General features: G+C 56.2%; 25 protein-coding genes. 14 read left to right on the top strand and 11 right to left on the bottom strand.

All coding sequences use genetic code 11. The features are described 5' to 3' along the window. Window positions 1-2: 2 nt before the first annotated feature. From gsiB to gsiD, 3 genes are all read left to right on the top strand, one after another. Window positions 3-1,544, top strand: coding sequence for a glutathione ABC transporter substrate-binding protein GsiB (gene gsiB, locus AC236I_RS16750; RefSeq protein ID WP_015584829.1), 1,542 nt, complete (start codon window positions 3-5; stop codon window positions 1,542-1,544). Between the two features lie 106 nt (window positions 1,545-1,650). Then, the gene (gene gsiC, locus AC236I_RS16745; protein ID WP_015584828.1) at window positions 1,651-2,571 is read left to right on the top strand and encodes a glutathione ABC transporter permease GsiC; all 921 of its coding nucleotides are present in this window, start codon (window positions 1,651-1,653) and stop codon (window positions 2,569-2,571) included. Between the two features lies 1 nt (window position 2,572). Next, window positions 2,573-3,484: a glutathione ABC transporter permease GsiD gene (gene gsiD / locus AC236I_RS16740; protein WP_004859886.1), complete on the top strand. Its 912-nt coding sequence runs from the start codon at window positions 2,573-2,575 to the stop codon at window positions 3,482-3,484. A gap of 118 nt (window positions 3,485-3,602) precedes the next feature. Here the strand turns inward: gsiD and rimO are convergent, their stop codons facing one another. Together rimO and AC236I_RS16730 are read right to left on the bottom strand one after the other, a co-directional pair. Further along, window positions 3,603-4,928: a 30S ribosomal protein S12 methylthiotransferase RimO gene (gene rimO, locus AC236I_RS16735; RefSeq protein ID WP_004859888.1), complete on the bottom strand. Its 1,326-nt coding sequence runs from the start codon at window positions 4,926-4,928 to the stop codon at window positions 3,603-3,605. Window positions 4,929-5,056: 128 nt separating this feature from the next. Further along, complete coding sequence (locus AC236I_RS16730) at window positions 5,057-6,295, bottom strand: oligosaccharide MFS transporter (protein WP_162098177.1); 1,239 nt, start codon at window positions 6,293-6,295, stop codon at window positions 5,057-5,059. Between the two features lie 406 nt (window positions 6,296-6,701). Here AC236I_RS16730 and bssR point away from each other — a divergent pair, with 406 nt between their 5' ends. Together bssR and AC236I_RS16720 are read left to right on the top strand one after the other, a co-directional pair. Then, window positions 6,702-7,085 carry a biofilm formation regulator BssR gene (gene bssR, locus AC236I_RS16725; protein ID WP_004859892.1) on the top strand — a complete coding sequence of 128 codons (384 nt, stop codon included), beginning with the start codon at window positions 6,702-6,704 and terminating at the stop codon, window positions 7,083-7,085. A 141-nt stretch (window positions 7,086-7,226) separates the two neighbouring features. Further along, window positions 7,227-8,315 carry a PQQ-dependent sugar dehydrogenase gene (locus AC236I_RS16720; protein ID WP_224050162.1) on the top strand — a complete coding sequence of 363 codons (1,089 nt, stop codon included), beginning with the start codon at window positions 7,227-7,229 and terminating at the stop codon, window positions 8,313-8,315. A gap of 2 nt (window positions 8,316-8,317) precedes the next feature. Here the strand turns inward: AC236I_RS16720 and AC236I_RS16715 are convergent, their stop codons facing one another. Further along, the gene (locus tag AC236I_RS16715) at window positions 8,318-8,944 is read right to left on the bottom strand and encodes a glutathione S-transferase family protein (RefSeq protein WP_004859898.1); all 627 of its coding nucleotides are present in this window, start codon (window positions 8,942-8,944) and stop codon (window positions 8,318-8,320) included. A 256-nt stretch (window positions 8,945-9,200) separates the two neighbouring features. Between AC236I_RS16715 and dacC the strand changes: the two genes are divergently transcribed. After that, entirely contained in the window at window positions 9,201-10,403 is a 1,203-nt protein-coding gene (gene dacC, locus AC236I_RS16710) for a serine-type D-Ala-D-Ala carboxypeptidase (RefSeq protein WP_015584824.1), read from the top strand. Window positions 10,404-10,431: 28 nt separating this feature from the next. Here the strand turns inward: dacC and deoR are convergent, their stop codons facing one another. Both deoR and ybjG read right to left on the bottom strand, forming a co-directional pair. Further along, window positions 10,432-11,190 carry a DNA-binding transcriptional repressor DeoR gene (gene deoR, locus AC236I_RS16705; protein WP_004859902.1) on the bottom strand — a complete coding sequence of 253 codons (759 nt, stop codon included), beginning with the start codon at window positions 11,188-11,190 and terminating at the stop codon, window positions 10,432-10,434. Window positions 11,191-11,259: 69 nt separating this feature from the next. Continuing rightward, entirely contained in the window at window positions 11,260-11,853 is a 594-nt protein-coding gene (gene ybjG / locus AC236I_RS16700) for an undecaprenyl-diphosphate phosphatase (RefSeq protein ID WP_015584823.1), read from the bottom strand. Between the two features lie 326 nt (window positions 11,854-12,179). Between ybjG and AC236I_RS16695 the strand changes: the two genes are divergently transcribed. Next, window positions 12,180-13,418, top strand: a complete 1,239-nt coding sequence (locus AC236I_RS16695; RefSeq protein WP_004859906.1) for an MFS transporter — start codon at window positions 12,180-12,182, stop codon at window positions 13,416-13,418. Between the two features lie 47 nt (window positions 13,419-13,465). On the opposite strand, the gene AC236I_RS16690 is transcribed toward AC236I_RS16695, so the two are convergent. Together AC236I_RS16690 and AC236I_RS16685 are read right to left on the bottom strand one after the other, a co-directional pair. Continuing rightward, window positions 13,466-14,278 (bottom strand): Cof-type HAD-IIB family hydrolase, encoded by an 813-nt coding sequence (locus AC236I_RS16690; RefSeq protein ID WP_004859908.1) that lies wholly within the window; start codon window positions 14,276-14,278, stop codon window positions 13,466-13,468. After that, on the bottom strand, window positions 14,278-15,480 hold the full coding sequence (locus tag AC236I_RS16685; protein ID WP_004859909.1) for an MFS transporter: 1,203 nt from the start codon (window positions 15,478-15,480) through the stop codon (window positions 14,278-14,280). Before AC236I_RS16685 ends, AC236I_RS16690 begins: the two co-directional genes overlap by 1 nt. A 158-nt stretch (window positions 15,481-15,638) precedes the next feature. Here AC236I_RS16685 and AC236I_RS16680 point away from each other — a divergent pair, with 158 nt between their 5' ends. Beyond that, entirely contained in the window at window positions 15,639-16,187 is a 549-nt protein-coding gene (locus AC236I_RS16680) for a TetR/AcrR family transcriptional regulator (protein WP_004859910.1), read from the top strand. Window positions 16,188-16,230: 43 nt separating this feature from the next. Here the strand turns inward: AC236I_RS16680 and AC236I_RS16675 are convergent, their stop codons facing one another. The 3 genes from AC236I_RS16675 to AC236I_RS16665 all read right to left on the bottom strand — a co-directional run bounded on the left by AC236I_RS16675 (window position 16,231) and on the right by AC236I_RS16665 (window position 20,065). Beyond that, the gene (locus AC236I_RS16675) at window positions 16,231-17,031 is read right to left on the bottom strand and encodes an SDR family NAD(P)-dependent oxidoreductase (RefSeq protein WP_113991206.1); all 801 of its coding nucleotides are present in this window, start codon (window positions 17,029-17,031) and stop codon (window positions 16,231-16,233) included. A 79-nt stretch (window positions 17,032-17,110) separates the two neighbouring features. Continuing rightward, on the bottom strand, window positions 17,111-17,917 hold the full coding sequence (locus tag AC236I_RS16670; RefSeq protein WP_113991205.1) for a DUF6216 family protein: 807 nt from the start codon (window positions 17,915-17,917) through the stop codon (window positions 17,111-17,113). A 462-nt stretch (window positions 17,918-18,379) separates the two neighbouring features. Beyond that, window positions 18,380-20,065 (bottom strand): aspartate:alanine antiporter, encoded by a 1,686-nt coding sequence (locus AC236I_RS16665; protein WP_004859941.1) that lies wholly within the window; start codon window positions 20,063-20,065, stop codon window positions 18,380-18,382. Between the two features lie 268 nt (window positions 20,066-20,333). Between AC236I_RS16665 and AC236I_RS16660 the strand changes: the two genes are divergently transcribed. Continuing rightward, the gene (locus tag AC236I_RS16660) at window positions 20,334-20,717 is read left to right on the top strand and encodes an inner membrane protein YbjM (protein WP_004859943.1); all 384 of its coding nucleotides are present in this window, start codon (window positions 20,334-20,336) and stop codon (window positions 20,715-20,717) included. Between the two features lie 6 nt (window positions 20,718-20,723). On the opposite strand, the gene AC236I_RS16655 is transcribed toward AC236I_RS16660, so the two are convergent. Continuing rightward, window positions 20,724-20,987 carry a GrxA family glutaredoxin gene (locus AC236I_RS16655; protein ID WP_004859945.1) on the bottom strand — a complete coding sequence of 88 codons (264 nt, stop codon included), beginning with the start codon at window positions 20,985-20,987 and terminating at the stop codon, window positions 20,724-20,726. A gap of 209 nt (window positions 20,988-21,196) precedes the next feature. Between AC236I_RS16655 and AC236I_RS16650 the strand changes: the two genes are divergently transcribed. From AC236I_RS16650 to potF, 5 genes are all read left to right on the top strand, one after another. Next, entirely contained in the window at window positions 21,197-21,484 is a 288-nt protein-coding gene (locus AC236I_RS16650) for a YbjC family protein (protein WP_015584819.1), read from the top strand. After that, window positions 21,468-22,190, top strand: coding sequence for an oxygen-insensitive NADPH nitroreductase (gene nfsA / locus AC236I_RS16645; protein ID WP_487608553.1), 723 nt, complete (start codon window positions 21,468-21,470; stop codon window positions 22,188-22,190). The genes AC236I_RS16650 and nfsA overlap by 17 nt, the downstream gene beginning before the upstream one ends. A 113-nt stretch (window positions 22,191-22,303) precedes the next feature. Continuing rightward, window positions 22,304-23,206 (top strand): 30S ribosomal protein S6--L-glutamate ligase, encoded by a 903-nt coding sequence (gene rimK, locus AC236I_RS16640; RefSeq protein WP_004859950.1) that lies wholly within the window; start codon window positions 22,304-22,306, stop codon window positions 23,204-23,206. Window positions 23,207-23,294: 88 nt separating this feature from the next. Then, window positions 23,295-23,774, top strand: coding sequence for a type III secretion system chaperone family protein (locus tag AC236I_RS16635; protein ID WP_004859952.1), 480 nt, complete (start codon window positions 23,295-23,297; stop codon window positions 23,772-23,774). Between the two features lie 348 nt (window positions 23,775-24,122). Continuing rightward, window positions 24,123-25,235: a spermidine/putrescine ABC transporter substrate-binding protein PotF gene (gene potF, locus AC236I_RS16630; RefSeq protein WP_004859954.1), complete on the top strand. Its 1,113-nt coding sequence runs from the start codon at window positions 24,123-24,125 to the stop codon at window positions 25,233-25,235. The last annotated feature ends 149 nt before the right edge of the window (window positions 25,236-25,384 follow it).

Below are 25,384 nucleotides of genomic sequence, written 5' to 3'. Positions count from 1 at the left end.
ACATGACACAACGTGTATTACGCAAAGGGTTGCTGGCGCTGGTCGTCACGTCAGCGCTGGCGGCAGGCCCGGCTTTTGCCGCGAAAGATGTGGTCGTCGCGGTCGGCTCTAACTTCACGACCCTCGACCCGTATGATGCCAATGACACCCTGTCCCAGGCCGTCGCCAAATCGTTCTATCAAGGGCTGTTTGGTCTGGATAAAGAGATGAAGCTGCAAAATGTGCTGGCGGAGAGTTACACCATCTCGCCGGACGGACTGGTTTACACCATCAAACTCCATTCCGGGGTGAAGTTCCAGGATGGCACCGACTTTAATGCCGAGGCGGTGAAGGCCAACCTCGATCGCGCCAGCAATCCTGATAATCATCTCAAGCGCTACAACCTGTATAAAAATATCGCCAGTACTGAAGCGCTCGATCCGACGACGGTAAAAATTACCCTGAAGCAGCCGTTCTCCGCGTTCATCAATATCCTGGCCCATCCGGCCACGGCGATGATCTCTCCGGCGGCGCTGAAAAAGTACGGCAAAGAGATCGGCTTCCATCCGGTGGGAACCGGGCCGTATAAGCTGGACACCTGGAATCAGACCGATTTCGTGAAGGTGACGAAGTTTACCGGCTACTGGCAGCCAGGCTTGCCGAAGCTCGACTCGATCACCTGGCGTCCGGTGGTGGATAACAACACTCGTGCGGCGATGCTGCAAACCGGCGAAGCGCAGTTCGCATTCCCCATCCCTTATGAACAGGCACCGCTGCTGGAAAAAAACAGCAAGCTGGAGCTGGTGGCCAGCCCGTCGATCATGCAGCGTTACATCAGCATGAACGTGACGCAAAAACCGTTCGATAACCCGAAAGTACGTGAAGCGATCAACTACGCCATCAACCGCCAGGCGCTGGTCAAAGTGGCGTTCGCCGGCTATGCGACACCGGCCACCGGCGTCGTACCGCCGTCTATTGCCTATGCCGAAAGCTTTAAGCCGTGGCCGTACGATCCGGCGAAAGCCCGCGAGCTGCTGAAAGAGGCCGGTTTCCCTAACGGTTTCAGCACCACGCTGTGGTCATCGCATAACCACAGTACCGCGCAGAAAGTGCTGCAGTTCACCCAGCAGCAGCTGGCGCAGGTGGGCATTAAGGCCCAGCTGACGGCGATGGATGCCGGCCAGCGTGCGGCGGAAGTCGAGGGTAAAGGGCAGAAAGAGAGCGGAGTACGCATGTTCTACACCGGCTGGTCGGCTTCAACCGGCGAAGCTGACTGGGCGCTGTCGCCGCTGTTTGCTTCGCAAAACTGGCCGCCGACCCTGTTCAACACCGCGTTTTATGGCAATCCGCAGGTGGATAAAGATCTGACGGATGCGCTGAAAACCACCGATGTGAAGGAAAAAACGCGGCTCTATAAAGAGGCGCAGGAGACTATCTGGAAAGAGTCCCCGTGGGTGCCGCTGGTGGTGGAAAAACTGGTCTCAGCGCACAGCAAAAATCTGACCGGTTTCTATATCCAGCCGGATACCGGGTTCAGCTTCGAGCAGGCGGATTTAAGCCAGTGATGGAAGGGACTTTGACCCTCTCCCGCAGCGGGAGAGGAAGGTGGCGCGAGGGGCTCTGCTCTTCATTCGCGCCCGAGGGCGACAGGGATACCAGCAAGGGGGGACGATGCTCAATTATGTGATTAAGCGTCTGCTGGGGCTGATTCCCACGCTGCTGATTGTGGCGGTGCTGGTATTCCTGTTCGTGCATATGTTGCCTGGCGATCCGGCGCGGCTGATTGCCGGACCTGAGGCCGATGCGCAGGTGGTGGCGATGGTGCGCCAGCAGCTGGGGCTCGACCAGCCGCTGCATGTCCAGTTCTGGCACTATATCACCAGCGTATTGCAGGGCGATTTCGGCACCTCGATGGCGTCACGCCGTCCGGTCAGCAGCGAAATAGCCAGCCGCTTTATGCCGACGTTGTGGCTGACTCTGGCCAGCATGAGCTGGGCGGTGATCTTCGGCATGGCGGCGGGCATTGTGGCGGCTGTGTGGCGCAATCGCTGGCCTGACCGCCTGGGGATGGCGCTGGCGGTGACCGGTATTTCGTTTCCGGCTTTTGCGCTCGGTATGCTGCTGATGCAGGTCTTCTCGGTGGAGCTGGGCTGGCTGCCGACGGTGGGCGCCGACAGCTGGCGGCACTATATTTTGCCTTCCCTGACGCTGGGGGCGGCGGTCGCGGCGGTGATGGCGCGTTTTACCCGCGCCTCTTTTGTCGATGTTCTGCATGAAGATTACATGCGCACGGCGCGCGCCAAAGGGGTCAGTGAGACCCGGGTGGTGCTGAAACACGGTCTGCGCAACGCCATGATCCCGGTGGTGACCATGATGGGACTACAGTTCGGTTTTTTGCTCGGTGGGTCGATCGTGGTCGAGAAGGTCTTTAACTGGCCAGGTCTTGGACGGCTGCTGGTGGATTCGGTGGAGATGCGCGACTATCCGGTCATTCAGGCGGAAGTCCTCCTCTTTTCGCTGGAATTTATTCTTATCAATTTAGTGGTGGATGTTCTGTACGCCGCCATTAACCCGGCTATCAGGTACAAGTAAGGTGCGATTGCTCAACTGGAGAAGACAGGCGGCTATTAACGCCATGCCGGGAGTTAAGCCCGGACAAATACGCACGCCGTGGCGTGAGTTCTGGCGGCGATTTCGTCGTCAGCCGGTGGCTATGGGCGCCGGTGTATTTGTCCTGCTGCTGATTGCAGTTGCTCTCGCGGCGCCGTGGATAGCGCCGTTCGATGCGGAAAACTATTTTGATTACGACCGGCTCAACGACGGTCCGTCGATGATGCACTGGTTCGGGGTGGATTCGCTCGGGCGCGATATCTTTAGCCGGGTGTTGGTGGGGGCGCAGATTTCGCTGGCCGCCGGCGTGCTGGCGGTGCTGATTGGCGCGGCGATCGGTACCGTGCTCGGTCTGCTGGCCGGGTATTATGAAGGCTGGTGGGATCGCATCATCATGCGCATCTGCGACGTGCTGTTCGCCTTCCCGGGGATCCTGCTGGCGATTGCCGTGGTAGCGGTGATGGGCAGCGGGATGTCGAACGTGATCATTGCGGTGGCGATCTTTTCGATCCCGGCATTTGCCCGCCTGGTGCGCGGTAACACCCTGGTGCTCAAGCAGCAGACCTTTATTGAATCGGCGCGCAGCATCGGCGCCAGCGATACGACGATTCTGTTCAGCCATATTCTGCCCGGAACGGTCTCGTCGATCGTGGTCTATTTCACCATGCGTATCGGGGTATCGATTATCTCCGCTGCCAGCCTCTCTTTCCTGGGACTCGGGGCGCAGCCCCCGACCCCGGAATGGGGGGCAATGCTCAATGAAGCGCGGGCGGATATGGTGATGGCGCCGCATGTGGCGCTGTTCCCGGCGATTGCGATTTTCCTGACGGTGCTGGCGTTTAACCTGCTGGGGGACGGCCTGCGCGACGCGCTGGATCCGAAGATAAAGGGGTAGGGGCTATTCCCCGGTGGCGCTGTCGCTAACCGGGGCTACGGATGGGTGCGGATGAGTGCAGTTTTGTAGCCCGGATCAGGCGCGTTAGCGCCGCAATCCGGGGATAAGAGGCGCAGGATTAAACCCGGCTGCCCCACAGGTCGTATTCGTCGGCATGTTCGACTTTCACACGGACGACGTCGCCAGGTTTGACCTTCGTTTCGCCGTTCAGGTAGACCGCACCGTCAATTTCCGGGGCATCGGCCATACTGCGGCCAATGGCGCCTTCTTCGTCCACTTCATCGATCAGCACCATGATCTCGCGGCCGACCTTCTCCTGCAGACGTTCGGCGGAGATCTGCTGCTGCAGCTGCATAAAGCGGTTCCAGCGCTCTTCTTTTACCTCTTCAGGCACCTGATCCGCCAGCTCATTAGCGGTCGCGCCTTCAACCGGGCTGTACTTAAAGCAGCCGACGCGGTCCAGGCGAGCCTCTTTCAGGAAGTCGAGCAGCATCTGGAAATCTTCTTCCGTTTCACCCGGGAAGCCGACGATGAAGGTCGAACGCAGGGTCAGGTCAGGGCAGATTTCACGCCACTGCTTAATGCGTGCCAGCTGACGGTCGGCAGAACCCGGACGTTTCATCAGTTTCAGAATGCGCGGGCTGGCATGCTGCAGCGGGATATCCAGATACGGCAGAATTTTACCTTCCGCCATCAGCGGAATCACGTCATCGACGTGCGGGTACGGGTAGACGTAGTGCAGACGGACCCAGATACCCAGTTTCGCCAGCTCTTCGCACAGGCTGACCATGCTGGTTTTTACCGGCGCGCCGTCGTGGAAGCCGGTGCGATGCTTCACATCGACGCCGTAGGCGGAGGTATCCTGAGAGATAACCAGCAGCTCTTTGACGCCGGCATCGGCCAGGCGTTTGGCTTCGGACAGCACTTCACCAATCGGACGGCTGACAAGGTCGCCGCGCATCGACGGGATAATGCAGAAGGTGCAGCGATGGTTACAGCCTTCGGAAATTTTCAGGTAGGCGTAATGACGTGGCGTGAGCTTCACGCCCTGTTCCGGCACCAGGCTCAGGAACGGGTTGTGTTTCGGCTTCGGCGTATAGTGATGGACATGCTCCAGAACCTGTTCATAGCTGTGCGGCCCGGTTATCTCCAGCACTTTCGGATGCACTTCGCGAATCTGGTCTTCTTTCGCGCCCAGGCAGCCGGTCACAATAACTTTGCCATTTTCTTTTAACGCTTCGCCAATGGCTTCCAGAGACTCCTGAACGGCGCTGTCGATAAAGCCGCAGGTGTTGACGATAACCATATCGGCATTGTCGTAGGTGGGGACCACGTCATAACCTTCGGTACGCAGTTCGGTCAGGATGCGTTCTGAGTCCACGAGGTTTTTCGGGCAGCCCAGAGAGACAAAGCCGATCTTCGGCTGATGCGTTACATTGCTCATAGTTTAAAAAGTGTTCGATTATTGGAATGGTCAGGGCAGGAATTTTACAGATCTTTATGAAAAAGAGTATAGCCACGGTGTGACAGATGATGAAAAAGCCCGGGAGATCCCCCCGGGCGGATGGTTCGTTATGGCTGCGCGACGCCTCCTGCCGGTGCTGAACCTGGGGCGGTGGGTTCTCGCTTATCGCGTAGGGTGAAAATCGATATCAGGGTGAAGAGCCCGGCGATGCTGCCGAGAATATAATATGTATGCGCGAAGCCGATGGTGTCATACAGATAGCCGGCCAGCGGCGAGTAAATCGCCGTGGCGATGGAGGCCACAAACAGCACCAGCAAATAGACCGTTGATGACAACTTATGGTCGAAGTTGGCGGCGATGAATTTAAATACTGATACCAGGATCAGTGGTTTTTCCAGCGCGTGCATCATTTTCACCGCGCCAATCCACACCGGACCAAGCGGGATGGCGGAACCCACGATACGTACCGACATAATCAATCCGGCAATAATCAGCGCCCACTTGGCCCCGGTGCGGTTAACAAACCACGGCATCAGGCAGAGAAAGAGCGTTTCACCGCAGACCTGGATGGAGGCCAGAATTCCGTACCAGCGGTTGCCTTCTTCCGGGGTCGGGAACTGCAATGAGAAGTACTGCGCAAACTGCTGATCGTAGGTGTCATAAATTTGCGTAACGAATAAGGTAAAGATCAGCAGCATCCAGAACTGCCCGTTTTTCGCCAGCTCCAGCGCATGGGAGACCTTCAGCGCGCTGGTTTTTTCCATCTCGGCTTCGGTGAGTTCGATTTTAGTCAGCATGAAGCAGATGGCGGCAATCACAATGGCAATACTGGCCAGCCAGAAGGCCAGATTGGGGTTGCTGTCGATATATTTTCCCACGATCCACGCGGCGGCTGCCCAACCTAACGAGCCCCACATCCGCACCCGGCCATACTCAAAGCGATAGCGCCGCGAAATTTTGTCGATATACGAATCAATCACTCCGCAGCCGGAGTTAAAAATTATCCCCAGGTAGATACCGCCCAGTAAGGCGCCCAGCCAGAAGCTGTGGACCAGCAGCGGGGCATAGAGATAAATAAAGAACGGGCCGACCGGCAGCAGCATGGCCAGCAGGATCCAGATAAGCCGTTTTTTCAGACCAAATTTATCGGCAATAAAGCCAAAAAAAGGCTGCATCAACAGAGCAATGAAGGCGTTGACGGAGTACAGCAGGCCGGTTTTGGTGGCGCTGATGCCGAGATGCTGAGTTGTCCAGATGACAAAGAACGCCATGGTGGATGACCAGGCGAATAGATAGAGGAAATCGAAAAGACTCAACAAGATATAGTTTCTTTTGCCGGGCGTAATCATTTCAGTTCCTTCAGGCGGATCGGAGTTAATGCTGCGGGCAATGGCCGCAGATTGTGTTTTTTATTAAATGTTATACGTATTACATTAATGGCGTTGATATGACACCCGCTGGAAATTTTGATCAATTGAAATGATGGTTATTTGTGATCTTATCGGCAAAAAAGAGTTATTTATTGATATTCACACCTTCATTACGATGGGGTGTTTTATGAGAGCGTATAACATTGATTGTGATTTTTTTCATGGGAGCCTGAAAGAGAGGGCGAGCGGATCGCAATTTTGAACATAAATGTAACATTGTAAATGATGTTAATTAACCAGGAATTATTGACCTCGCGCATCATTTTGTACGAAAAATAGCCATATTCTGATAATGGTAATGGATGACAGAGGAGGAACCCTGATGAACGTTGACAGACTGTATCGTAACCTTCTGAATAAGCTGATTAATGCCAATATTGATCTCGACGCTTATTTGCAGCTACGCAAAGCGAAGGGCTATATGTCAGTCAGCGAAAATGAGCATCTGCGTGATAACTTGTTCGAACTGTGTGGTGAAATGCGTAAGTACGGGCTGCAGTTGCAGCACGATCTTGCACCGGAAGAAAAGGACGCTCTCCGTCTTGCAGGTGGAGCCATCGCGTCTGCGGCGGTTTGCCTGATGAGCGGGCATCATGATTGCCCGTCGTATATTGCGGTTAACGTAGAGACGCTAGAACGCTGTCTGGCAGAGCTGACGATGAATATTCGTAAACTGAATAAACAGGCGCCAGTGACCCACGTCTGAATTCAGGGGGAGGTCAGCTCCCCCTGCTTAATGTTATGTAAAAATCCCCTCCTGATGTTCCCCCGCTGGCTACCCTTAGCGCATTGCCGAAAATATTGCCGATGAAAGGAAAATGCCATGCGCCAGGTCGCCATTTCGCTGATGCTCGCCACCCTGCTGTTTCCCGTCGTGACTCTCGCCGGGAAGGTGCGTGTTGAGGTTTTGCAAAATCAGCTCGCCCATCCGTGGGCGCTGGCCTTTCTCCCCGATGATCGGGGAATACTGATAACCCTGCGTTCCGGCGAACTGAAGCGCTGGCGGCAGGGGGAAGGTCTTTCGCCCGCGATAACCGGCGTCCCACCGGTCTGGGCCAGCGGCCAGGGAGGATTGCTTGATGTGGCGCTGGCTCCGGATTTCGCCCACTCCCGCCGGGTCTGGCTGAGTTTTGCTGAAGTCGGCGATGACGGCAAAGCCGGTACCGCCGTAGGCTATGGCCGCCTGAGCGACAACCTTCAGCATCTGGAGCATTTTCAGGTTGTCTTCCGCCAGCAGCCGAAGCTCTCCACCGGCAACCATTTCGGTGGGCGCCTGGTGTTTGATGGGAAAGGGTATTTATTCATCGGCCTGGGCGAAAATAACCAACGCCCCACGGCCCAGGATCTGGATAAACTGCAGGGAAAAGTGGTGCGTCTGACCCAGGACGGCGAAGTGCCTGCCGATAATCCTTTTGTTCATCGCGCGGGGGCGAGACCGGAAATCTGGTCTTATGGCATCCGCAATCCGCAGGGAATGGCGATGAATCCCTGGAGCGATACGCTGTGGCTCAACGAACACGGGCCGCGCGGCGGTGACGAGATCAATATTCCGCAGAAGGGTAAGAACTACGGCTGGCCGCTGGCGACGCATGGCGTCAACTACAGCGGGCTGGCGATCCCCGAAGCGCAGGGCACGGCGGTCGCCGGAACGGAAGCGCCGCTTTTCGTCTGGAAGCACTCTCCGGCGGTAAGCGGGATGGCTTTCTACGCAGCGTCGACCTTCCCACAGTGGCAGCATAAGCTGTTTATCGGGGCGCTGAAGGACCAGTCGCTGATTGTTCTGAAGGTGGATGGCGATAAGGTGCGCGAAGAGGCGCGTATTCTGGGCGAGCGCGGCAAGCGGATCCGCGATGTGCGCGTCGGACCCGACGGCTATCTGTATGTATTAACCGACGAGTCCAACGGTGAACTGCTGAAGGTCAGTCCGGCCGACTAGCATCAGGTGACCGGAATCATCACCACATCGCGCCACGCCTGGCGTTGGTTAAGCTGCTGGTACCAACGCTGCAGGTGCGGGCGCGGCTGCCAGCTTTCAACAATCGTCATCAGGTTATAAACGAACGGCGCCACGGCGATGTCGCCAAGGCCAAAGGCCTCTCCGGATAGCCAGGCGGAGGTCGCCAGCTCATCATCAAGCATCGCGAAAAGCGCCTCACAGGCGGCAATACCGGCGGCGATGGCCGCCGGGTCGCGCTTATCCGCCGGCGTTCTGACCAGCCCCATTAACACCGGACGATGGGCGGGAGAAAGCGAACCGTTTGCCCAGTCCATCCATTTGTCGCTCTGGGCGCGCTTGCGCGGCGAAGTGACCCATAAACGGTCCTGTCCATACTCGGCGGCCAGATAGCGAATAATGGCATTCGATTCCCAAAGGACGAGATCATTGGCATCATCTTTCAGCAGCGGCACCAGGCCATTCGGGTTCATCGCCAGATACTCCGGGTCATGATTTAAGCCAAACTCCAGCCCTGCCATAATATGCTGATATGGAAGGCCCAGCTCCGCCAGCACCCAGCGTACTTTCTTCACATTCGTCGAGTTATTTCTGCCCCATAGCGTAATCATATCGGTTCCTGCCTGTTATTGAGCCGTCGTTGCAGCATGGTGAGCAATCATGTTGGAATAAAGATAATATTTAGGCAATCATGATCAAAAAAATTGCTCTGTTTTCAGCAGGGAGCGAGGTTATTGCGTAAACTTTAAAAACTTTACCAACTCGCTGTTTCTTTAAGGTCATTTGTACGCTTTACTCACCGGCTGCTGCTGCGCCGATAGAGTGTTGCGGCATATTTTGTTTGGAAAGGATACTTGGGTGGCTCTTATGACGCATGACGCTTTTTCTCTTCGCGGCCTCGTGGCAGGCTGCGCGCTTCTCGTTCTTGTCGCACCTGCGGTGCAGGCTGCGGAACAACTCCCCGATGCCCCATCGATCGATGCCCGAGCCTGGATCCTGATGGATTACGCCAGCGGTAAAGTGCTGAGCGAGGGCAACGCCGATGAAAAACTCGACCCGGCAAGTCTGACCAAGATCATGACCAGCTATGTCGTCGGACAGGCGCTGAAGGCGGGCAAGATTAAGTCCACCGATATGGTCACCGTCGGTCGCGATGCCTGGGCTACCGGTAACCCGGCGCTGCGCGGGTCATCGGTGATGTTCCTTAAGCCGGGGATGCAGGTTTCAGTCGAAGACCTGAATAAAGGCGTGATTATCCAGTCCGGCAACGATGCCAGCATCGCGATCGCCGACTACGTGGCGGGGAGCCAGGATGCATTCGTCAGCCTGATGAACGGCTATGCGCAAAAAATGGGGCTGACCAATACCACCTTTATGACCGTGCACGGCCTGGATGCGCCGGGCCAGTTTAGTACCGCGCGCGACATGGCGCTGCTGACCAAAGCGATGATTCATGACGTGCCTGAAGAGTACGCCATTCATAAAGAGAAAGAGTTTACCTTCAATAAGATTCGTCAGCCGAACCGCAACCGTCTGCTGTGGAGCTCAAACCTGAACGCGGATGGCGTCAAAACAGGGACCACCGCCGGCGCTGGCTACAACCTGGTCTCCTCGGCTACCCAGGGAGACATGCGTCTGATTGCCGTGGTGCTCGGCACCAAGACCGACCGTATTCGTTTTAATGAATCCGAAAAGCTGCTGACCTGGGGCTTCCGTTTCTACGAGACCGTGACGCCGATTAAACCGGATGCCACCTTTATCACCCAGCGCGTCTGGTTTGGCGACAGCAACGAAGCCAAACTCGGGGCGGGCGAAGCCGGTTCGATCACCCTGCCGCGCGGGCAGCTGAAAAACCTGAAAGCCAGCTATACCCTGACGGATACGCAGCTGACGGCGCCGCTTAGCAAAGGGCAGGTGGTCGGGACCATCGACTTTAAGCTCAATGATAAAACCATCGAGCAGCGCCCGCTGATCGTCATGGAAGCGGTCAATGAAGGCGGTTTCTTTAGCCGGATGATGGACTTCGTGCTGATGAAACTGCACGGCTGGTTCGGTAGCTGGTTCTCATAACCGACAGGCCGCGCCCTGCGGGGCGCGGTCAGTAGAGTAGTGAAATCTGCTTTTCTTTCGCCAGCGCGAGCAGATCCTCATCCGGACAGACATCGCTGGCAATCACATCAAAACGCGATAAATCGCCCATCCGCGCCGGTCTGACTTTGCCAAATTTACTGTGATCGACAACCAGTACGTGATAGCGCGCGCTGCTCATCGCCCAGTGTTTAACCGGCAGCTCTTCGAGGTTATAGCAGGTGGCGCCCTGCGCGCAGTCGATGCCGGCCGCGGAATAAAAGGCGATGTCCGGGCACAGATGGCTGAGCGTATCCTGCAGGCTGAGTGGTTTAAAAATGGCATTGCTGGCATGGAACTCGCCGCCGCAGAGAATGGCCCGACACTGGGGTTTTTCCTGCAGCGCCAGAAAGGTGTTCAGCGAATAGCAGACGCCGGTAAAGGGCAGGGCGTTATCGATCGCGTCAATGATCCAGGGCGTGGTGGTCCCACAGTCGAAAAAGGCCATTTGATGGGCTTCAAGCAGCGCGGCAGCGTGACGGGCGGCACGGCGTTTTTCCTCCACCAGGCGGGTTTTCTGGTCGCTGAGCAGGTAATGGGTTGCGCTGCGCGGTTCGAGAACGATATAACCGCCTAACAACACCACCGGGCCATTATGGCCGTTCAGGTCGCGACGAATGGTCATTTCTGATACGCCAAGCAGCGCGGCGGCCTCTTTTAAATGAAGCTTATCGCTGCGCTTGAGCGCCTGAATGAGCTGGCTGATACGTTCATCACGACGTGTTTCCATATTCCCTCTACGCTGAAATCGCCCTGCATCGGCAGGGCGTCGTGGGCAATTTTACCTGCCGAAAGAGGGTTAGTCACGCACCCAGCCTTTACGAATCGGCAGGGAGAAGCAAACCCGATACAGCTGCTGCAGGTATTGATACAGCGGTTGACCGCCGGCCTGCCACAGTAATCCGGCGGCCAGGCAACCGCACATCCCGGTCAGCAGGCCGCCCAGCATATCCAGCGGCCAGTGAACGCCAAGATAGACCCGGGACCAGGCGATCGCCACGGCAGTCGCCAGCAGCGCGATCCCGGACCACAGGCGATGCCAGAACAAGAAGGCCAGCGCAAAGGTAAAGCTGATGGTGCCGTGATTGCTGGGGAAGGAGTTATTCGGCGCGTGATGCAGGAACTGATAGCCGACGCCTGCGGCAAACGGACGCTCATGCGGGAAGAGCAGGCCAAAAATCCATGACAGACTCAGGCTAATCGCCAGCGCCAGGAGCACTTTAAACACCAGCTGCCGCTGGTTTGGGCCCCAGAGCCACAGCGCCGCGGTCAACAGAGGCACAATCAGAATCACCTCTTTGGCAACGAATGTCGCCAGGGCGATGACCCACGAGGGCGAGGCGGGGGTGGCGTTGATTAAGGCAAACAGCGCGTCGTTGATATTTTCCAGCATAGATTCAGGCTCTTGGTATCCGATAGCAATCAGCCGCCCACCTTAAAAAACGGTGGCGATAAGGTAAAGCAGTATTGTCTTAATTATCAGCTTGTTAAGAAGCCGTGGGCGCGGCATATGGTGGTGAATATGCCGCAGAGGATGAGTATATCGCCTGTAACCTAATTGAAATATAAACGAAATATAGACAGGTTTAATTAAAATGGCGGCAATATCCGCCGGCTGAAGGCGCATTGCGCTATTTTTAATTGTCACTCACAATTCACTATCTCCTCCGCAAGACTTTCATTAAACTTTGCGCGATTTTTGTTTAACGAAGAGATTGCATGCAGAATTATTCGCTTTCAGGCAAACGCCTCGGACGGCAGGCGCTTCTATTCCCGCTCTGCCTGGTGTTATACGAATTTTCCACTTATATCGGCAACGATATGATCCAGCCGGGAATGCTCTCGGTGGTGGAAGAGTTTCAGGTCGGTAATGAATGGGTTCCGACCTCGATGACCGCCTATCTCGCCGGCGGTATGTTTTTGCAGTGGCTGCTGGGGCCGCTGTCGGATCGTATCGGCCGTCGCCCGGTGATGCTCACCGGGGTGGTGTGGTTTATCGTCACCTGTCTGGCCACGCTGCTGGCGCAGACCATTGAGCAGTTCACGCTGCTGCGCTTTTTGCAGGGCATTAGTCTGTGCTTCATCGGCGCGGTGGGATATGCCGCCATTCAGGAGTCGTTTGAGGAGGCGATGTGTATCAAAATCACCGCCCTGATGGCGAACGTTGCGCTGATTGCCCCGTTGCTCGGTCCGCTGGTGGGAGCGGCCTGGGTCCACATCCTGCCGTGGGAAATGATGTTCGTGCTGTTTGCCGTGCTGGCCGCTATTGCCTTTGTGGGCCTGCAGCGCGCGATGCCGGAAACCGCGACGCGGATGGGCGAGAAGCTGTCGATGAAAGAGCTGGGTCGCGATTATGGCCTGGTGCTGAAGAATCTGCGCTTCGTCGCCGGCGCGCTGGCGACCGGGTTTGTCAGCCTGCCGCTGCTGGCGTGGATTGCCCAGTCGCCGGTGATTATCATCAGCGGCGAAAAGGCCACCAGCTATGAGTATGGCCTGCTGCAGGTGCCGATTTTCGGCGCGCTGATTGCCGGTAACCTGGTGCTGGCGCGACTGACCTCGCGGCGGACGGTACGCTCGCTGATTATTCTCGGCGGCTGGCCGATTATGTTCGGGCTGCTGCTCTCTGCGGTGGCGACGGTGGTATCGACCCATGCTTATTTGTGGATGACCGCCGGGCTGAGCGTTTACGCCTTCGGGATTGGTCTGGCGAACGCCGGGTTAGTCCGCCTGACGCTGTTTGCCAGTGACATGAGCAAAGGTACGGTTTCGGCCGCGATGGGGATGCTGCAGATGCTGATATTTACCGTCGGCATCGAGGTCAGTAAGCATGCGTATGAGCTGGGTGGTAGCGGGGTATTCAGCCTGTTTAACTTGCTCAGCGGCGTAGTGTGGCTGGCGATGATTGTCTATTTTCTCAAAGACAAGAGCGTCGGCAGTTCCAACGACCCGCAGGCATAGCGGCGAAGCGTTCCGGGTGGGGCACGACTGCCGCACCCGGACGAAGGTCAGGCGAACGGCGCTTCGCGATTCAGCACTTTGTCGATGATGTGCAGCACACCTTCCTCATTGTTATGCGGCGCATCATAGTCGGCGACGGCTTTCACCGGTGCTGCCGCGTTGGCCATCGCAAAGCCAAATCCGGCATGTTGCAGCATTTCAATATCATTTCCGCTGTCGCCAAAGGCGACGACTTCATGATTCTCAATGCCCCAGCGCTGTTGCAAAATACGCAAACCGTTGGCTTTGTGCACACCGGGAATAATCAGATCGATACTGCCGTAGCCGGTTGCCACGGCGGTCACCATATCGCCCAACGCCGCGTGTAGCTGCGGCTGGATTTGCGGAATCAGTTGGTCAGGTACGTTGAGGCCGAATTTCAGTATCACGTCATCGATATGGTTGAAATCGTCCACCAGCTGCAGGCGATGGTAATATTTCGCGGCGACCGTCTTTAACTCATCGTTATAGCTATTGAGGGTATACGCGCTGCGTTTACCGCAGGCGATAATTTCAATATTGGTCAGCGTCTGCAGATAGTCGATGACGGTGTGGAAATGATCTTTCGGCAGCTGACAGTTAAAAACGTCATCGCCGGCGCTGACCACCCAGCCGCCGTTTTCGGCGACAAAGGCTATCTCGTGGGCGATGTCCGGGAAAAACGAAATCAGCTGGTAATACTGGTTGCCGCTGGCGACGACGAAGCGAATATTCTGTTCGCGCATGCGCTGATACTGGTTCAGGAAGCGCGGGCGATTGTAGGTTTTGGCATCGCTTAAGAAGGTGCCATCCATGTCTACCGCAATCAGTTTGATGCTCATTAACTGTTCTCCATGACAGGTTCATGTTGTGGTTTGGCCACCGCTCTGGCGACCAACGCCGCTACCATAACCAGACCCAGCACCACCATCATGGCGCTGCGCAGGCCGAAGTGTTCGCCAAGGAAGCCCAGCAGCGGCGGCCCGACCAGGAAGGCAAGATAGCCGGTTATCGCTACCACGCTGACGCGCTTCGGCGCATCGGGACCGGTGTCGCTGGCGGCGGAAATGGTCAGCGGGAAACCGAGCGATGCGCCAAGACCCCACAGCAGTACCGAGACGCCGGCCACCCACGGGTTGTCGACGAAGATAATCAGGCCGATACCCAGCGCGCCCATCACGGCGCTGGCACGGACTACCGTGACCCGGCTGTAGCGATCGATAAACCAGCCGCCGGTAAAGCGACCTATTGTCATCCCGAGGGTGAAGCCGGCGTAAATCAAGGAGCCGGAGGTGGGGCTAAAGCCGTGGCCGTCCACCATCAGCAGCGGCAGCCAGTCGTTGGCAGATCCTTCAGCAAAGGCCATCGCCAGCACCACGACGCCAATCAGCAACAGCTGAACATCACGCCATACCGGCAGACCTTTTTCCTCATGATGCGCGTTCTCTGCCGCATTTTGTCCGGTTCCATCCGGGATGGCGCGAATCGCAATAGCAATCGGGGCTATCGCCACCAGCGCAGCCAGCAGAATATGCGGTGCGGCGGGCAGACCAAAACCGGTCACCGCCATCCCCACGCCGGCGCCGAACAGCGTGCCGAAGCTGTAAAATCCATGCATCATCGGCAGGACGGTTTTATTCATTTCGCGCTCGACGGCGGCGCCTTCAACGTTAATCGCCACCTCCGCCGAACCGAAGCTGGCGCCGAAAATGGCCAGCCCGATGGCAAACAGGACCGCCGAGGTGAGCCACAGCGCCACGCTGAGTACCATCATGCCGACCACGGCGCACGACATTGTGGTGCGAATCACCTTGCGGGTGCCAAAACGTTTGACCAGCCACGCCGAGCAGAGAATCCCGCTCATCGAACCAATCGACAGGCCAAATAAAACGATGCCCATTTCCGCCGTTGACAGCGTCAGCAGGTCACGGATCGCCGGAGTACGGGTAGCCCATGAGGCCATCAGCAATCCAGGGATAAAAAAGAACATGAAAAGGGCCCAGAGTCGGAGCTGTAAGGCCCGGCGGGAGGTTTGCGCTGTCATCCGTAAACGCCTGTGAATGAGAAGATGGAGACAACAGTAGCAAGAATGTGTACATTTGTACATATTCTTCAGAATGCGTATTCGGACAAGAACCGGGCGCCTGGGAGCGTGATATTGCTGCCGATTGCCTGCGCATGACAGCGACTAAGAGGAAAGATATGGCCCGTCGACCGAACGATCCGCAGCGCCGGGAGCGCATTTTACAGGCCACGCTGGATACCATTGCCACCCACGGGATTCACGCGGTAACCCATCGTAAAATTGCCAGCTGTGCGGAAGTCCCGTTAGGCTCGCTGACCTACTATTTCAGCGGCATTGACGCGCTGATAGAAGAGGCGTTTCGCATTTTTACCCGCGATATGTCCGCGCAGTACCAGCAGTTTTTTACCTCGGTCAGCAGCCGTGAAGAGGCCTGCGATGCGATTGCCGAGCTGATCTTTAGCGCCCAGGTGACGACCGCGCGAAATATGGAGTTGATGTATCAGCTGTATGCGTTTTGCAGCAGCCAGCCGGCGCTGAAGGCGGTGATGCAGCACTGGATGCGGCGCAGTCAGCAAACGCTGGAACAGTGGTTTGAGCCGGCTACGGCTCGCGGACTGGATGCGTTTATCGAGGGAATGACCCTGCATTTTGTCACCGATAGCGCGCCGCTCTCAAAGCAGGCTATCCGCCTGATGGTCGGACGCCTGGCCGGAGAGGGGCAATAGCCAGATAAAGCGCTGTACGCCGAGGTATTGCGAGATCCGAGGGCTATCCGCCGGTAGTGGCACCGGCCGTCATATTCACCATCGTTGCCGTCATGGCGTCGGCACGATCGGATGCCAGAAAGGTGATGACATCCGCCACCTGCGCCAGCGTCGGCAAACGTTTGAGCATGGTGCTGTGTGCCGCACCGCCAACCCACTGTTCGACCGTCAATCCCATCGCCTGCGCTTTTGCCGCAAAGACTTCCGCGGTGTAAGAGCCGGCCTCAACCGCGCCGGTAATGGCGTGCGAGCGCACGCCGAGGACGCGGATATTCTTCGGCCCCAGTTCGCTGGCGAGCGCTTTGATAAAGGCTTCGCTACCCGCACAACCGACGATATGGCCCAGGTGGCCCGGCATGGCCATTGTTGCCGCCGGAGCCACGACGGTGATAATGGCGCCCGGGCGAGCGCCGCCCATATGGGGGATAACGGCTTTCGCCAGGTTGAACTGGGCCGCCAGGAACGGGGTGATGCCCTGCATAAACTCGGCGAGGGAGAGCGTCGTGATCTCCTTGCCTTGATTATGGACGAAGCCGGTAGCATTGATGACGATATCGAGCCCGCCGCTGTGCTGCGTCAGCTGCGCTATCCGCTCGCCGGTCGATCGCTCATCGAGGACATCAACGACAAAGGTCTCGGCCCTGCCGCCCGCGGCACGAATGTCATCCGCCACCCGATCCAGCTTCTTCCGATCGCGCGCGCCGAGGTAGACTCGCGCCCCCTCGCGCGCCATAGCATGCGCCACGGCGGAGCCTATCGCACCGCTACCGCCGAAGATGACGGCAACTTTATCTTTCACCAGCATCGCCTTTACCTCTCACCGGACTGAGCTGGTCAAAGTATGAGCAATAACCGGAAGGATGCCAATGCGACGGAGCATACAGTTACCGCCGGGGTCTGCGAGCGTCTCTCTCCTCCAGCTCCTGATAGATGGCGTAGATACCTGTCGCCGCGAAGTTGCCCTGGACGCAATGAATCGCTTTTTGTTGTTCAAGCAAAATAAAGTGCCTGACTTTATTGGTGTAGTGAATCATTAACATGAATCCCAACAGCAGCCATAGCAGCATAAATTCAATAATAAAAATGGATGAGTAAGTGAAGATTTTATCTTTTTCGAAGTTTTTAATTGATTCTTCTAAATACTCCTTGCCTTCGGCTGTTGTCAGCAAGCGGCAAAGATCGTCACGATATTCGCGATCCAGGACGCTGGCGGTGTTTTTCGTCGGGGCTTTATTGGCCTGACAGTCGTTGGCTGTGACGGTCCAGCGAGGGGGCGTCAGCAGCGTAGCCTCCGTGGCTGCGGTTCTGGAGATGTAAAAGCGATCGCCTGACTTTTTCCAAATCAACAGTGCCGTGTCTGGCGGGGCGGTAAAGGTTTGCACAAGCGGTGGGACAAAATACCACAAAGACCATGCGAAAAGAGCTGAGAACAAGAGGGTGATTAATTTCTCGGGCCAGCCTGTCGAGGGCAATTTTTTCAATGGGATGGAGATGGCAAAGAAGTTCAAAATGAAGGGGGGCACCCCCGCATTCTTTAATACGCTGCCGTGGCCTTTTTTATATTTGAAAATCCCATTGACGGCTTTTCGCAATGGCTGGAACAGAAAAGCGAGAACGGTCAGGGCCGCGACAGTTGTGCTCAGCGGCGCGCCGGAGAACTCAGAAATAACATCAGGTTGGAAAGCGGGCATCAACATCTCCTGTGGTGAACATTCCTTATGGGTATGATTTGACTGGCGGGGCAAGCGGGAGGCGTCGCGAGCGGATCGCTCTGTTCTTTGCTGATGACGTGTGCAACTCGGCGCTTCACCCGGCGTATCAGTGTACATCACCCGCGGGGTCAGGGGAGGGCAACGCATCCATGAGGTCTGGGACAACAGAAATGGTGGGGTGAGGAGCAGGTCCAGGGAAGATGCCTGGCTGAGGTGGCGGCGGCGGTCGCCGGGCTATCGCCAATGGTACCGCCTGGCGGTTGTAACCGAATAATTTTAAACATCATAAAATTCAGGCAACAAAAAACCCATCAACCTTGAACCAAAATGGCGGGGTTGATGGGCTCCACAAAATGGGGACATCAAAGAAAAGCAGTGGCACTACTTATGACTGATGCCCAAGAGAAAAGTTCTGCCTCTATCCATTTTTTTCTTAAATATTTACTGTAGCCCTGGCCAGATGATGACAATCAGCGTCCCCGCCAGGGTCAGCAGCACGTTGGCAATCGCATAGGTGCCCGCGTAGCCCAGCGCCGGAATGTTGCTGCGCGCGGTGTCGCTGATAATTTCCATCGCCGGGGCGCAGGTGCGCGCCCCCATCATGGCGCCAAACAACATCGCGCGGTTCATACGCAGCACATAGGCGCCAAACAAGAAGCAAATCACCACCGGCACCAGGCTGACGATCAGACCCGCCGCCAGCATCTGGCCGCCGATGGCGCCCAGGCCGTGGCCAATCCCGGCGCCGGCGCTCAGACCGACCCCGGCCATAAAGACCATCAGGCCGAACTCTTTCACCATATTGAGCGCGCCCTGCGGAATATAGCCGAAGGTCGGGTGGTTGGCGCGCAGGAAACCGAGCATAATCCCGGCAAACAGCAGCCCCGCCGCGTTACCGATACCAAAGCTGAAAGAGCTGAACTGGAAGGTGATCATGCCGATCATCAGCCCGACGATAAAGAAGGCGCAGAAGGCAAGCAGGTCGGTCACCTGGCTGTGAATGGAGATAAAGCCGATACGGTCGGCAACGGTTTTGACGCGTCGCGCATCGCCGCTGACCTGTAACACGTCGCCTTTGTTGAGCACCACGTTATCGTCGATCGGCATTTCAATCTGGCTGCGGATGACGCGGTTTAAGAAGCAGCCGTGATCGGTCAGCTTCAGCTGGGCCAGACGGCGGCCTACGGCGTTGTGGTTTTTCACCACGATCTCTTCGGTGACGATGCGCATATCCAGCAGATCGCGGTCGAAGACCTCTTTGCCGTTACGGAAGCTGGGATCAAGGCGGGCATGGGCGTCCGGATAACCCACCAGCGCGATATCATCGCCCATCTGCAGGACGGCATCGCCATCCGGGTTCGCCAGAATACCGTTACGGCGAATACGCTCAATGTAGCAGCCGGTTTGCCGATAAATCCCCAGCTCGCGCAGATTTTTACCGTCAGCCCAGGCGACCAGCTCCGGGCCGACGCGATAGGCACGGATCACCGGCAGGTAGACTTTACGTTTGGAGTCGGTATCGAGTCCGCGTTCACGCGCAATCTGCTGGGCGCTGGTTTGCAGATCCTGATGCTGCAGCTTCGGCATATAGCGCGCGCCGACGATCAGACTGACGAGACCAATCAGATAGGTCAGGGCGTAGCCCAGACTCAGGTGGTCGAGGGAGAGCGCCAGCCGATCGCTGGGCAGGCCAAAGTGCCGTAGCGTATCCCCCGCACCGACCAGCACCGGCGTTGACGTCATCGCGCCTGCGAGCATCCCGGCGGTCAGGCCGATGTCCCAGCCGAACAGTTTTCCCAGCCCCATCGCCAGCAGCATCGCGCTGCCGACCATCACCAGGGCGAGCATCAGATAGTTTTTTCCGTCGCGGAAAAAAATAGAAAAAAAGTTGGGACCCGCTTCCACGCCAACGCAAAAAATAAACAGCATAAAGCCCAGATTTAGCGCATCAGTGTTAATACTGAAATGCTGCTGACCTAATAATAATGAAACCACTAAAACGCCAATAGAATTACCAAGTTGTACTGACCCGAGACGAAGTTTCCCGAGACAAAGCCCCAGGGCAAGTACAACGAATAATAACAGGATGTAATTCCCGTTTAACAAATCTGCGACGTTTATATTCACGAAAGCCAACTTCTCATTTACTAGTAAGTTGTTGAAGGAAATGGTTATTTGGTCTAAGGTTGGTCCAGTGTTCGCGTTGTCCCGAACCCTGTTCTGGCATCCCGTTATAACCAGTAAAAACAGAGCCGGTAGTTTAATCCTTCCTGGATGCTGCGGCTAGTCACAATCGTTTTTACGCCGATGGGGAGCTAAATTGGCATGGATTGCCGGAATGCTTTATCTGACTGGACGAATTGAAGTGGGTTAGAAGCAGAATCAGGAGGATATTGTGAAATCTGAGCGTGCCTGGGTGGGTATTACCTGTGGGTTCTTTCTGTTTATCGTAGTGTGTTTATTGCTGTTACTGCATATGAAAGGCGTCTTTCGGGCTACCGGTAATCCTGAGGTTGGACTGCTCTATTTTTTGCTGCCCGGTGCGGCCGCCAGCTGCCTCTCTCCGGGGCGACGCGTCATCCAGCCGCTGGTGGGAGCAATTCTGGCTACCCCCGTCTGTCTGCTGATCATGCGGATTTTTTTTGCGGCTCAGCGTACCTTCTGGCAACAGCTGGCGTGGCTGTTTAGCGCGGTGTTCTGGTGCGCGCTGGGCGCGCTGTGCTTTCTGTTTATCTGCGCCTGGCTGGATACCAGACGCAATCATTCGTCAGAGAAATGAGTCGGCTCAGGCAAACAGACCGAGATTCTCTTTCGCCCAGGCTTCAAAATCAGTGCAGCCGCCGATATGTTTTTGATCGACAAAAATCTGCGGAACGGTCTCAACCGGTTTGCCTACGGTCTTTTCCAGGTCGCTCTTGCTGATGCCTTCGGCGTGAATATCAACGTAGCGGTAGTTGAAGTCATCGCGTTCATTGGTCAGTTTCTCTGCCAGCTCTTTGGCGCGAACACAATACGGGCAACCAGGACGACCAAAAATAACGGTAAACATACTTTCTCTCCTTAAATCTCAGCCGGATGGCGAATGACCGCTATGATGACGCGTTATGCCGGCGAGGAAAAGAAGGTTCTGCCTTTTTCTTCGATGGTTTAAGGCTATGTTTGATAAATGTCTTCGTGGTTAAATCATTATACTGTGTCTGCCGCGCGCGATTAGCCAGGAGAGCGCGCGAATAATATTGACTGGAGGAGAGCTGAGCTATGCGATCGCCTGCCGTTTTGCCGAAAAGCGTTCTGGTGGTAGAGATCATCGGGATTGCGCTGTTGACCCTCGCCTGGCTCTCGCTCAATCAGTACCTGCAGCTGCCGGCGCCGTTTTCCAGCCCGACGGCGGCGATGCTGATGATCTTTTCCGGGATCCTGCTGATGCTCCCGGCCGCGATAGCATTAATGTGGCGAATGGCCAGGATCGTCGCGCCGCAGCTGACTCACACTCCAAAACCAACTTCTTCATCAGACAGAGAAAAACAAGATGACGCCGACCATTGATCTGCTGCGTAGCCACCGCTCCATCCGCCACTTCACCGATGCGCCGATCGGCGACGAACAGCGCGAAGCTATTATCGCCAGCGCGCAGGGGGCCTCGAGCTCGAGCTTTTTACAGTGCAGCTCTATTATCCGCGTCACCGATCCTCAGCTTCGTCAGCAGCTGGTCACGATGAGCGGCGGCCAGCAGCACGTGGCGCACGCGGCGGAATTCTGGGTATTTTGCGCCGACTTTAACCGTCTGCTGCAAATCTGTCCGGATGCCCGGCTCGGGCTGGCCGAACAGCTGCTGCTGGGGGCGGTGGATACCGCAATGATGGCGCAAAATGCGCTGGTTGCCGCCGAATCCCTGGGCCTCGGCGGCGTCTATATCGGTGGGATCCGCAATAGCATTGAAGAGGTGACCGAACTGCTGAAACTGCCACAGCACGTCCTGCCGCTGTTTGGTCTGTGTCTGGGATGGCCAGCCGATAACCCTGAGGTGAAGCCGCGTATGCCCGCTGCTATGCTGGTGCATGAAAATGCGTACCAGCCGGTGGATGAGGCAGTGCTGGCGCAATATGATGAGCAGATGGCGCAATACTACCTGTCGCGCGGCAGCAACACCCGCCGTGATACCTGGAGCGACCATATTCGCCGCACTATCATTAAAGAAAGTCGCCCGTTTATTCTCGAATATCTGCATAAGCAGGGGTGGGCAACGCGCTGATTGCGTGTACACTGCTGCCTGCTTTCCGCCCCGCCATTTGGTGCACCGGGCGGTCGTGGCGCAATTAACATATTGCAGGCCCGCCGGAGCGGGCCTTGTTGCAGAGGTGCAGGGTGAAAATTGCTATATTATCCCGGGATGGAACGCTTTATTCATGTCGTCGCCTGCGCGAAGCCGCGCAAAAACGCGGCCACCAGGTGGAAATCCTCGATCCGCTTTCCTGCTATATGAACGTGAGTCCGGTGGCCTCATCGATTCACTATAAAGGACGTCAGCTCCCGCATTTCGATGCCGTGATCCCGCGCATTGGTTCGGCGATTACCTATTACGGGACCGCTGCCCTTCGTCAGTTTGAACTGCTCGGCAGCTATCCGCTCAATGAATCGGTGGCGATAACCCGCGCCCGCGACAAGCTGCGCTCGCTGCAGCTGCTGGCGCGGCAGGGCATCGATCTGCCGCTGACCGGGATCGCGCACTCTCCGGATGATACCAGCGACCTGATTGCCATGGTCGGCGGCGCGCCGCTGGTGGTCAAACTGGTGGAAGGGACGCAGGGCATCGGGGTGGTGCTGGCGGAGACCCGCCAGGCGGCAGAGAGCGTGATCGACGCCTTCCGCGGCCTGAATGCGCATATTCTGGTTCAGGAGTATATCGCCGAGGCGAAAGGGCGGGATGTCCGCTGCCTGGTCGTGGGTAATGAAGTGGTGGCGGCGATCGAGCGGCGGGCGAAAGAGGGCGATTTCCGCTCTAACCTGCACCGCGGCGGTGTGGCGACGGTGGCCACGATCAGCGATCAGGAACGTGAGATGGCCATCAGGGCGGCGCAAACCCTGGGGCTGGATGTCGCCGGGGTGGATATCCTTCGCGCGACCCGTGGGCCGCTGGTCATGGAAGTGAACGCCTCTCCGGGTCTGGAGGGCATTGAAACGACCACCGGAATTGATATTGCCGGGCGCATGATCGCCTGGATTGAGCGTCAGGCCACGCCAGAATTTTGTCTGAAAATGGGCGGATAACCGGCGCGGGTGACACTTTCATGGTATGCGCTGCGTTTTTTGCGTAAGCTATGGCGTCGTTTTTCTACAGTAAGAGGTCACAGGTCATATGGATTCACTGGTCGTTCCGGGTCTGGATACGCTACGTCACTGGCTCGATGAGTTAGGCATCAACTTCTTTGAGTGTGATTCCTGCCAGGCCTTGCATCTGCCGCATATGCAGAATTTCGACGGCATTTTTGATGCGAAGCTCGATCTGGTGGATAACGTCGTGCTCTTTTCTGCTCTGGCGGAAGTGAAGCCTTCGGCGCTGCTCGGGCTTTCCGCAGATCTTTCGGCAATTAACGCCAGTTCGTTGACCGTCAAAGCCTTCCTCGATATTCAGGATGACAATCTGCCTAAACTGGTGGTGTGTCAGGCGCTATCCGTTGGCGTCGGCATTACCGTCGAACAGTTTGGCTGGTTCTTCCGTCAGAGCGAAGAGCAGATCTCTATGGTTATCCTCGAAGCAGCCGCCAACCAGGTGCTCTATAAAGCCGAAGAAGAAGAGTACGTCGCTGAAGATATTCAGCACCATTTTCTTCACTAAGCCTGTCGATGAATAGCGCAGCCACTGCCATAGCGGCTGCGTATTACGTGCTTTTATTCTGCATTTAACCTTCCCTTAAAGAATTTTTCACCGCCATTCAGCCGCTTTTGGCTTATCACGTAGACCGTTACTGCATAAAAAATTGATAAAAGGCGTTATTTTACCTGGGCTATAGCCTCTTATTCTGGCTACAGTTATTCTGACGATGCTTCCAGTTGCGGGCAACCATTCCGGGAGAGGTCCTCTCTCCTTTTCTTAGGCAATGAGAAAATATGCATGATTATTGCATGCAGACAAGTGCGTATATTAAGCCCGCTTGTTAACGGGCATTGAGAAGGAAAAAGAGATATGACCGCCTTTGGTAAAAAATGGTTAACAGGTCTGGTTACGGGTGCGTTGATGGCCGTCTCTGCCGGTTCACTCGCCGCTGAACAAAAAACCCTGCATGTTTATAACTGGTCTGATTATATTGCGCCGGATACGGTGGCAAATTTTGAAAAAGAGACCGGCATTAAAGTGGTGTACGACGTTTTTGATTCCAACGAAGTGCTGGAAGGCAAATTAATGGCGGGCAGCACTGGCTTTGACCTGGTGGTCCCGTCCGCCAGCTTCCTTGAACGTCAGCTGGCGGCAGGTGTCTTCCAGCCGCTGGACAAGAGCAAGCTGCCAAACTGGAAGAATCTTGACCCGGAAGTCCTCAAGCTGGTCGCCAAACACGACCCGGATAACAAGTACGCGATGCCGTATCTGTGGGCGACCACCGGCATTGGCTATAACGTCGATAAAGTGAAAGCCGTACTCGGTAAAGATGCGCCGCTGAATAGCTGGGATCTGGTACTTAAGCCGGAGAACCTTGAAAAACTGAAAAGCTGCGGCGTCTCCTTCCTCGATGCACCGGAAGAGATTTTTGCCACCGTCCTGAACTATCTGGGCAAAGATCCGAACAGCACAAAAGCCGATGATTACACCGGTCCGGCGACCGACCTGCTGCTGAAACTGCGGCCGAATATCCGCTACTTCCACTCCTCGCAATATATTAACGACCTTGCTAACGGCGATATCTGCGTCGCCATCGGCTGGGCTGGCGACGTCTGGCAGGCGGCGAACCGGGCAAAAGAAGCCAAGAACGGTGTGAACGTCTCCTACTTCATTCCAAAAGAGGGGGCGCTGGCGTTCTTTGATGTCTTCGCGATGCCGGCGGATGCGAAAAACAAAGATGAGGCTTATCAGTTCCTTAACTATCTGATGCGCCCGGAAGTGATCGCCAAAATCAGCGATCAGGTGTACTACGCTAACGGCAACAAAGCCTCCACGCCGCTGGTGAGCGAAACCATCCGTAATAACCCGGCTATCTACCCGCCGGCCGATGTGTTCGCCAAACTGTTCACCCTGAAGGTGCAGGATCCGAAAATCGACCGCGTACGCACGCGTGCGTGGACGAAAGTCAAAAGCGGGAAATAAAACCTGATGGCCCGGTTCACCGGGCCTGAAAAGGTCTGACCCGGCCGGGTGGTTGCTCCACGCGGCCGGGCAACAAACGGATTAAAGTGCAGCGAAAACATGCACCAGGATGGTGCACCTGCACTGTAAAGTTCAATGTATGGCAACCG

Source organism: Klebsiella sp. Sb-30 (genome assembly GCF_057652795.1).
This window is presented reverse-complemented; position numbering and strand designations above follow the sequence as displayed.

What these genes read in the sequence shown, in the direction of transcription:
- AC236I_RS16680 (WP_004859910.1), top strand. Translation starts at nt 15,639, where the DNA reads ATGGCCCGTCGACCGAACGATCCGCAGCGCCGGGAGCGCATTTTACAG.
- potF (WP_004859954.1), top strand. Translation starts at nt 24,123, where the DNA reads ATGACCGCCTTTGGTAAAAAATGGTTAACAGGTCTGGTTACGGGTGCG.
- gsiB (WP_015584829.1), top strand. Translation starts at nt 3, where the DNA reads ATGACACAACGTGTATTACGCAAAGGGTTGCTGGCGCTGGTCGTCACG.
- AC236I_RS16685 (WP_004859909.1), bottom strand. Translation starts at nt 15,480, where the DNA reads ATGACAGCGCAAACCTCCCGCCGGGCCTTACAGCTCCGACTCTGGGCC.
- AC236I_RS16655 (WP_004859945.1), bottom strand. Translation starts at nt 20,987, where the DNA reads ATGTTTACCGTTATTTTTGGTCGTCCTGGTTGCCCGTATTGTGTTCGC.
- gsiC (WP_015584828.1), top strand. Translation starts at nt 1,651, where the DNA reads ATGCTCAATTATGTGATTAAGCGTCTGCTGGGGCTGATTCCCACGCTG.
- bssR (WP_004859892.1), top strand. Translation starts at nt 6,702, where the DNA reads ATGAACGTTGACAGACTGTATCGTAACCTTCTGAATAAGCTGATTAAT.
- AC236I_RS16675 (WP_113991206.1), bottom strand. Translation starts at nt 17,031, where the DNA reads ATGCTGGTGAAAGATAAAGTTGCCGTCATCTTCGGCGGTAGCGGTGCG.
- deoR (WP_004859902.1), bottom strand. Translation starts at nt 11,190, where the DNA reads ATGGAAACACGTCGTGATGAACGTATCAGCCAGCTCATTCAGGCGCTC.
- rimO (WP_004859888.1), bottom strand. Translation starts at nt 4,928, where the DNA reads ATGAGCAATGTAACGCATCAGCCGAAGATCGGCTTTGTCTCTCTGGGC.
- ybjG (WP_015584823.1), bottom strand. Translation starts at nt 11,853, where the DNA reads ATGCTGGAAAATATCAACGACGCGCTGTTTGCCTTAATCAACGCCACC.
- nfsA (WP_487608553.1), top strand. Translation starts at nt 21,468, where the DNA reads ATGACGCCGACCATTGATCTGCTGCGTAGCCACCGCTCCATCCGCCAC.
- AC236I_RS16690 (WP_004859908.1), bottom strand. Translation starts at nt 14,278, where the DNA reads ATGAGCATCAAACTGATTGCGGTAGACATGGATGGCACCTTCTTAAGC.
- AC236I_RS16635 (WP_004859952.1), top strand. Translation starts at nt 23,295, where the DNA reads ATGGATTCACTGGTCGTTCCGGGTCTGGATACGCTACGTCACTGGCTC.
- dacC (WP_015584824.1), top strand. Translation starts at nt 9,201, where the DNA reads ATGACGCATGACGCTTTTTCTCTTCGCGGCCTCGTGGCAGGCTGCGCG.
- AC236I_RS16715 (WP_004859898.1), bottom strand. Translation starts at nt 8,944, where the DNA reads ATGATTACGCTATGGGGCAGAAATAACTCGACGAATGTGAAGAAAGTA.
- AC236I_RS16670 (WP_113991205.1), bottom strand. Translation starts at nt 17,917, where the DNA reads ATGCCCGCTTTCCAACCTGATGTTATTTCTGAGTTCTCCGGCGCGCCG.
- AC236I_RS16650 (WP_015584819.1), top strand. Translation starts at nt 21,197, where the DNA reads ATGCGATCGCCTGCCGTTTTGCCGAAAAGCGTTCTGGTGGTAGAGATC.
- AC236I_RS16720 (WP_224050162.1), top strand. Translation starts at nt 7,227, where the DNA reads ATGCTCGCCACCCTGCTGTTTCCCGTCGTGACTCTCGCCGGGAAGGTG.
- AC236I_RS16695 (WP_004859906.1), top strand. Translation starts at nt 12,180, where the DNA reads ATGCAGAATTATTCGCTTTCAGGCAAACGCCTCGGACGGCAGGCGCTT.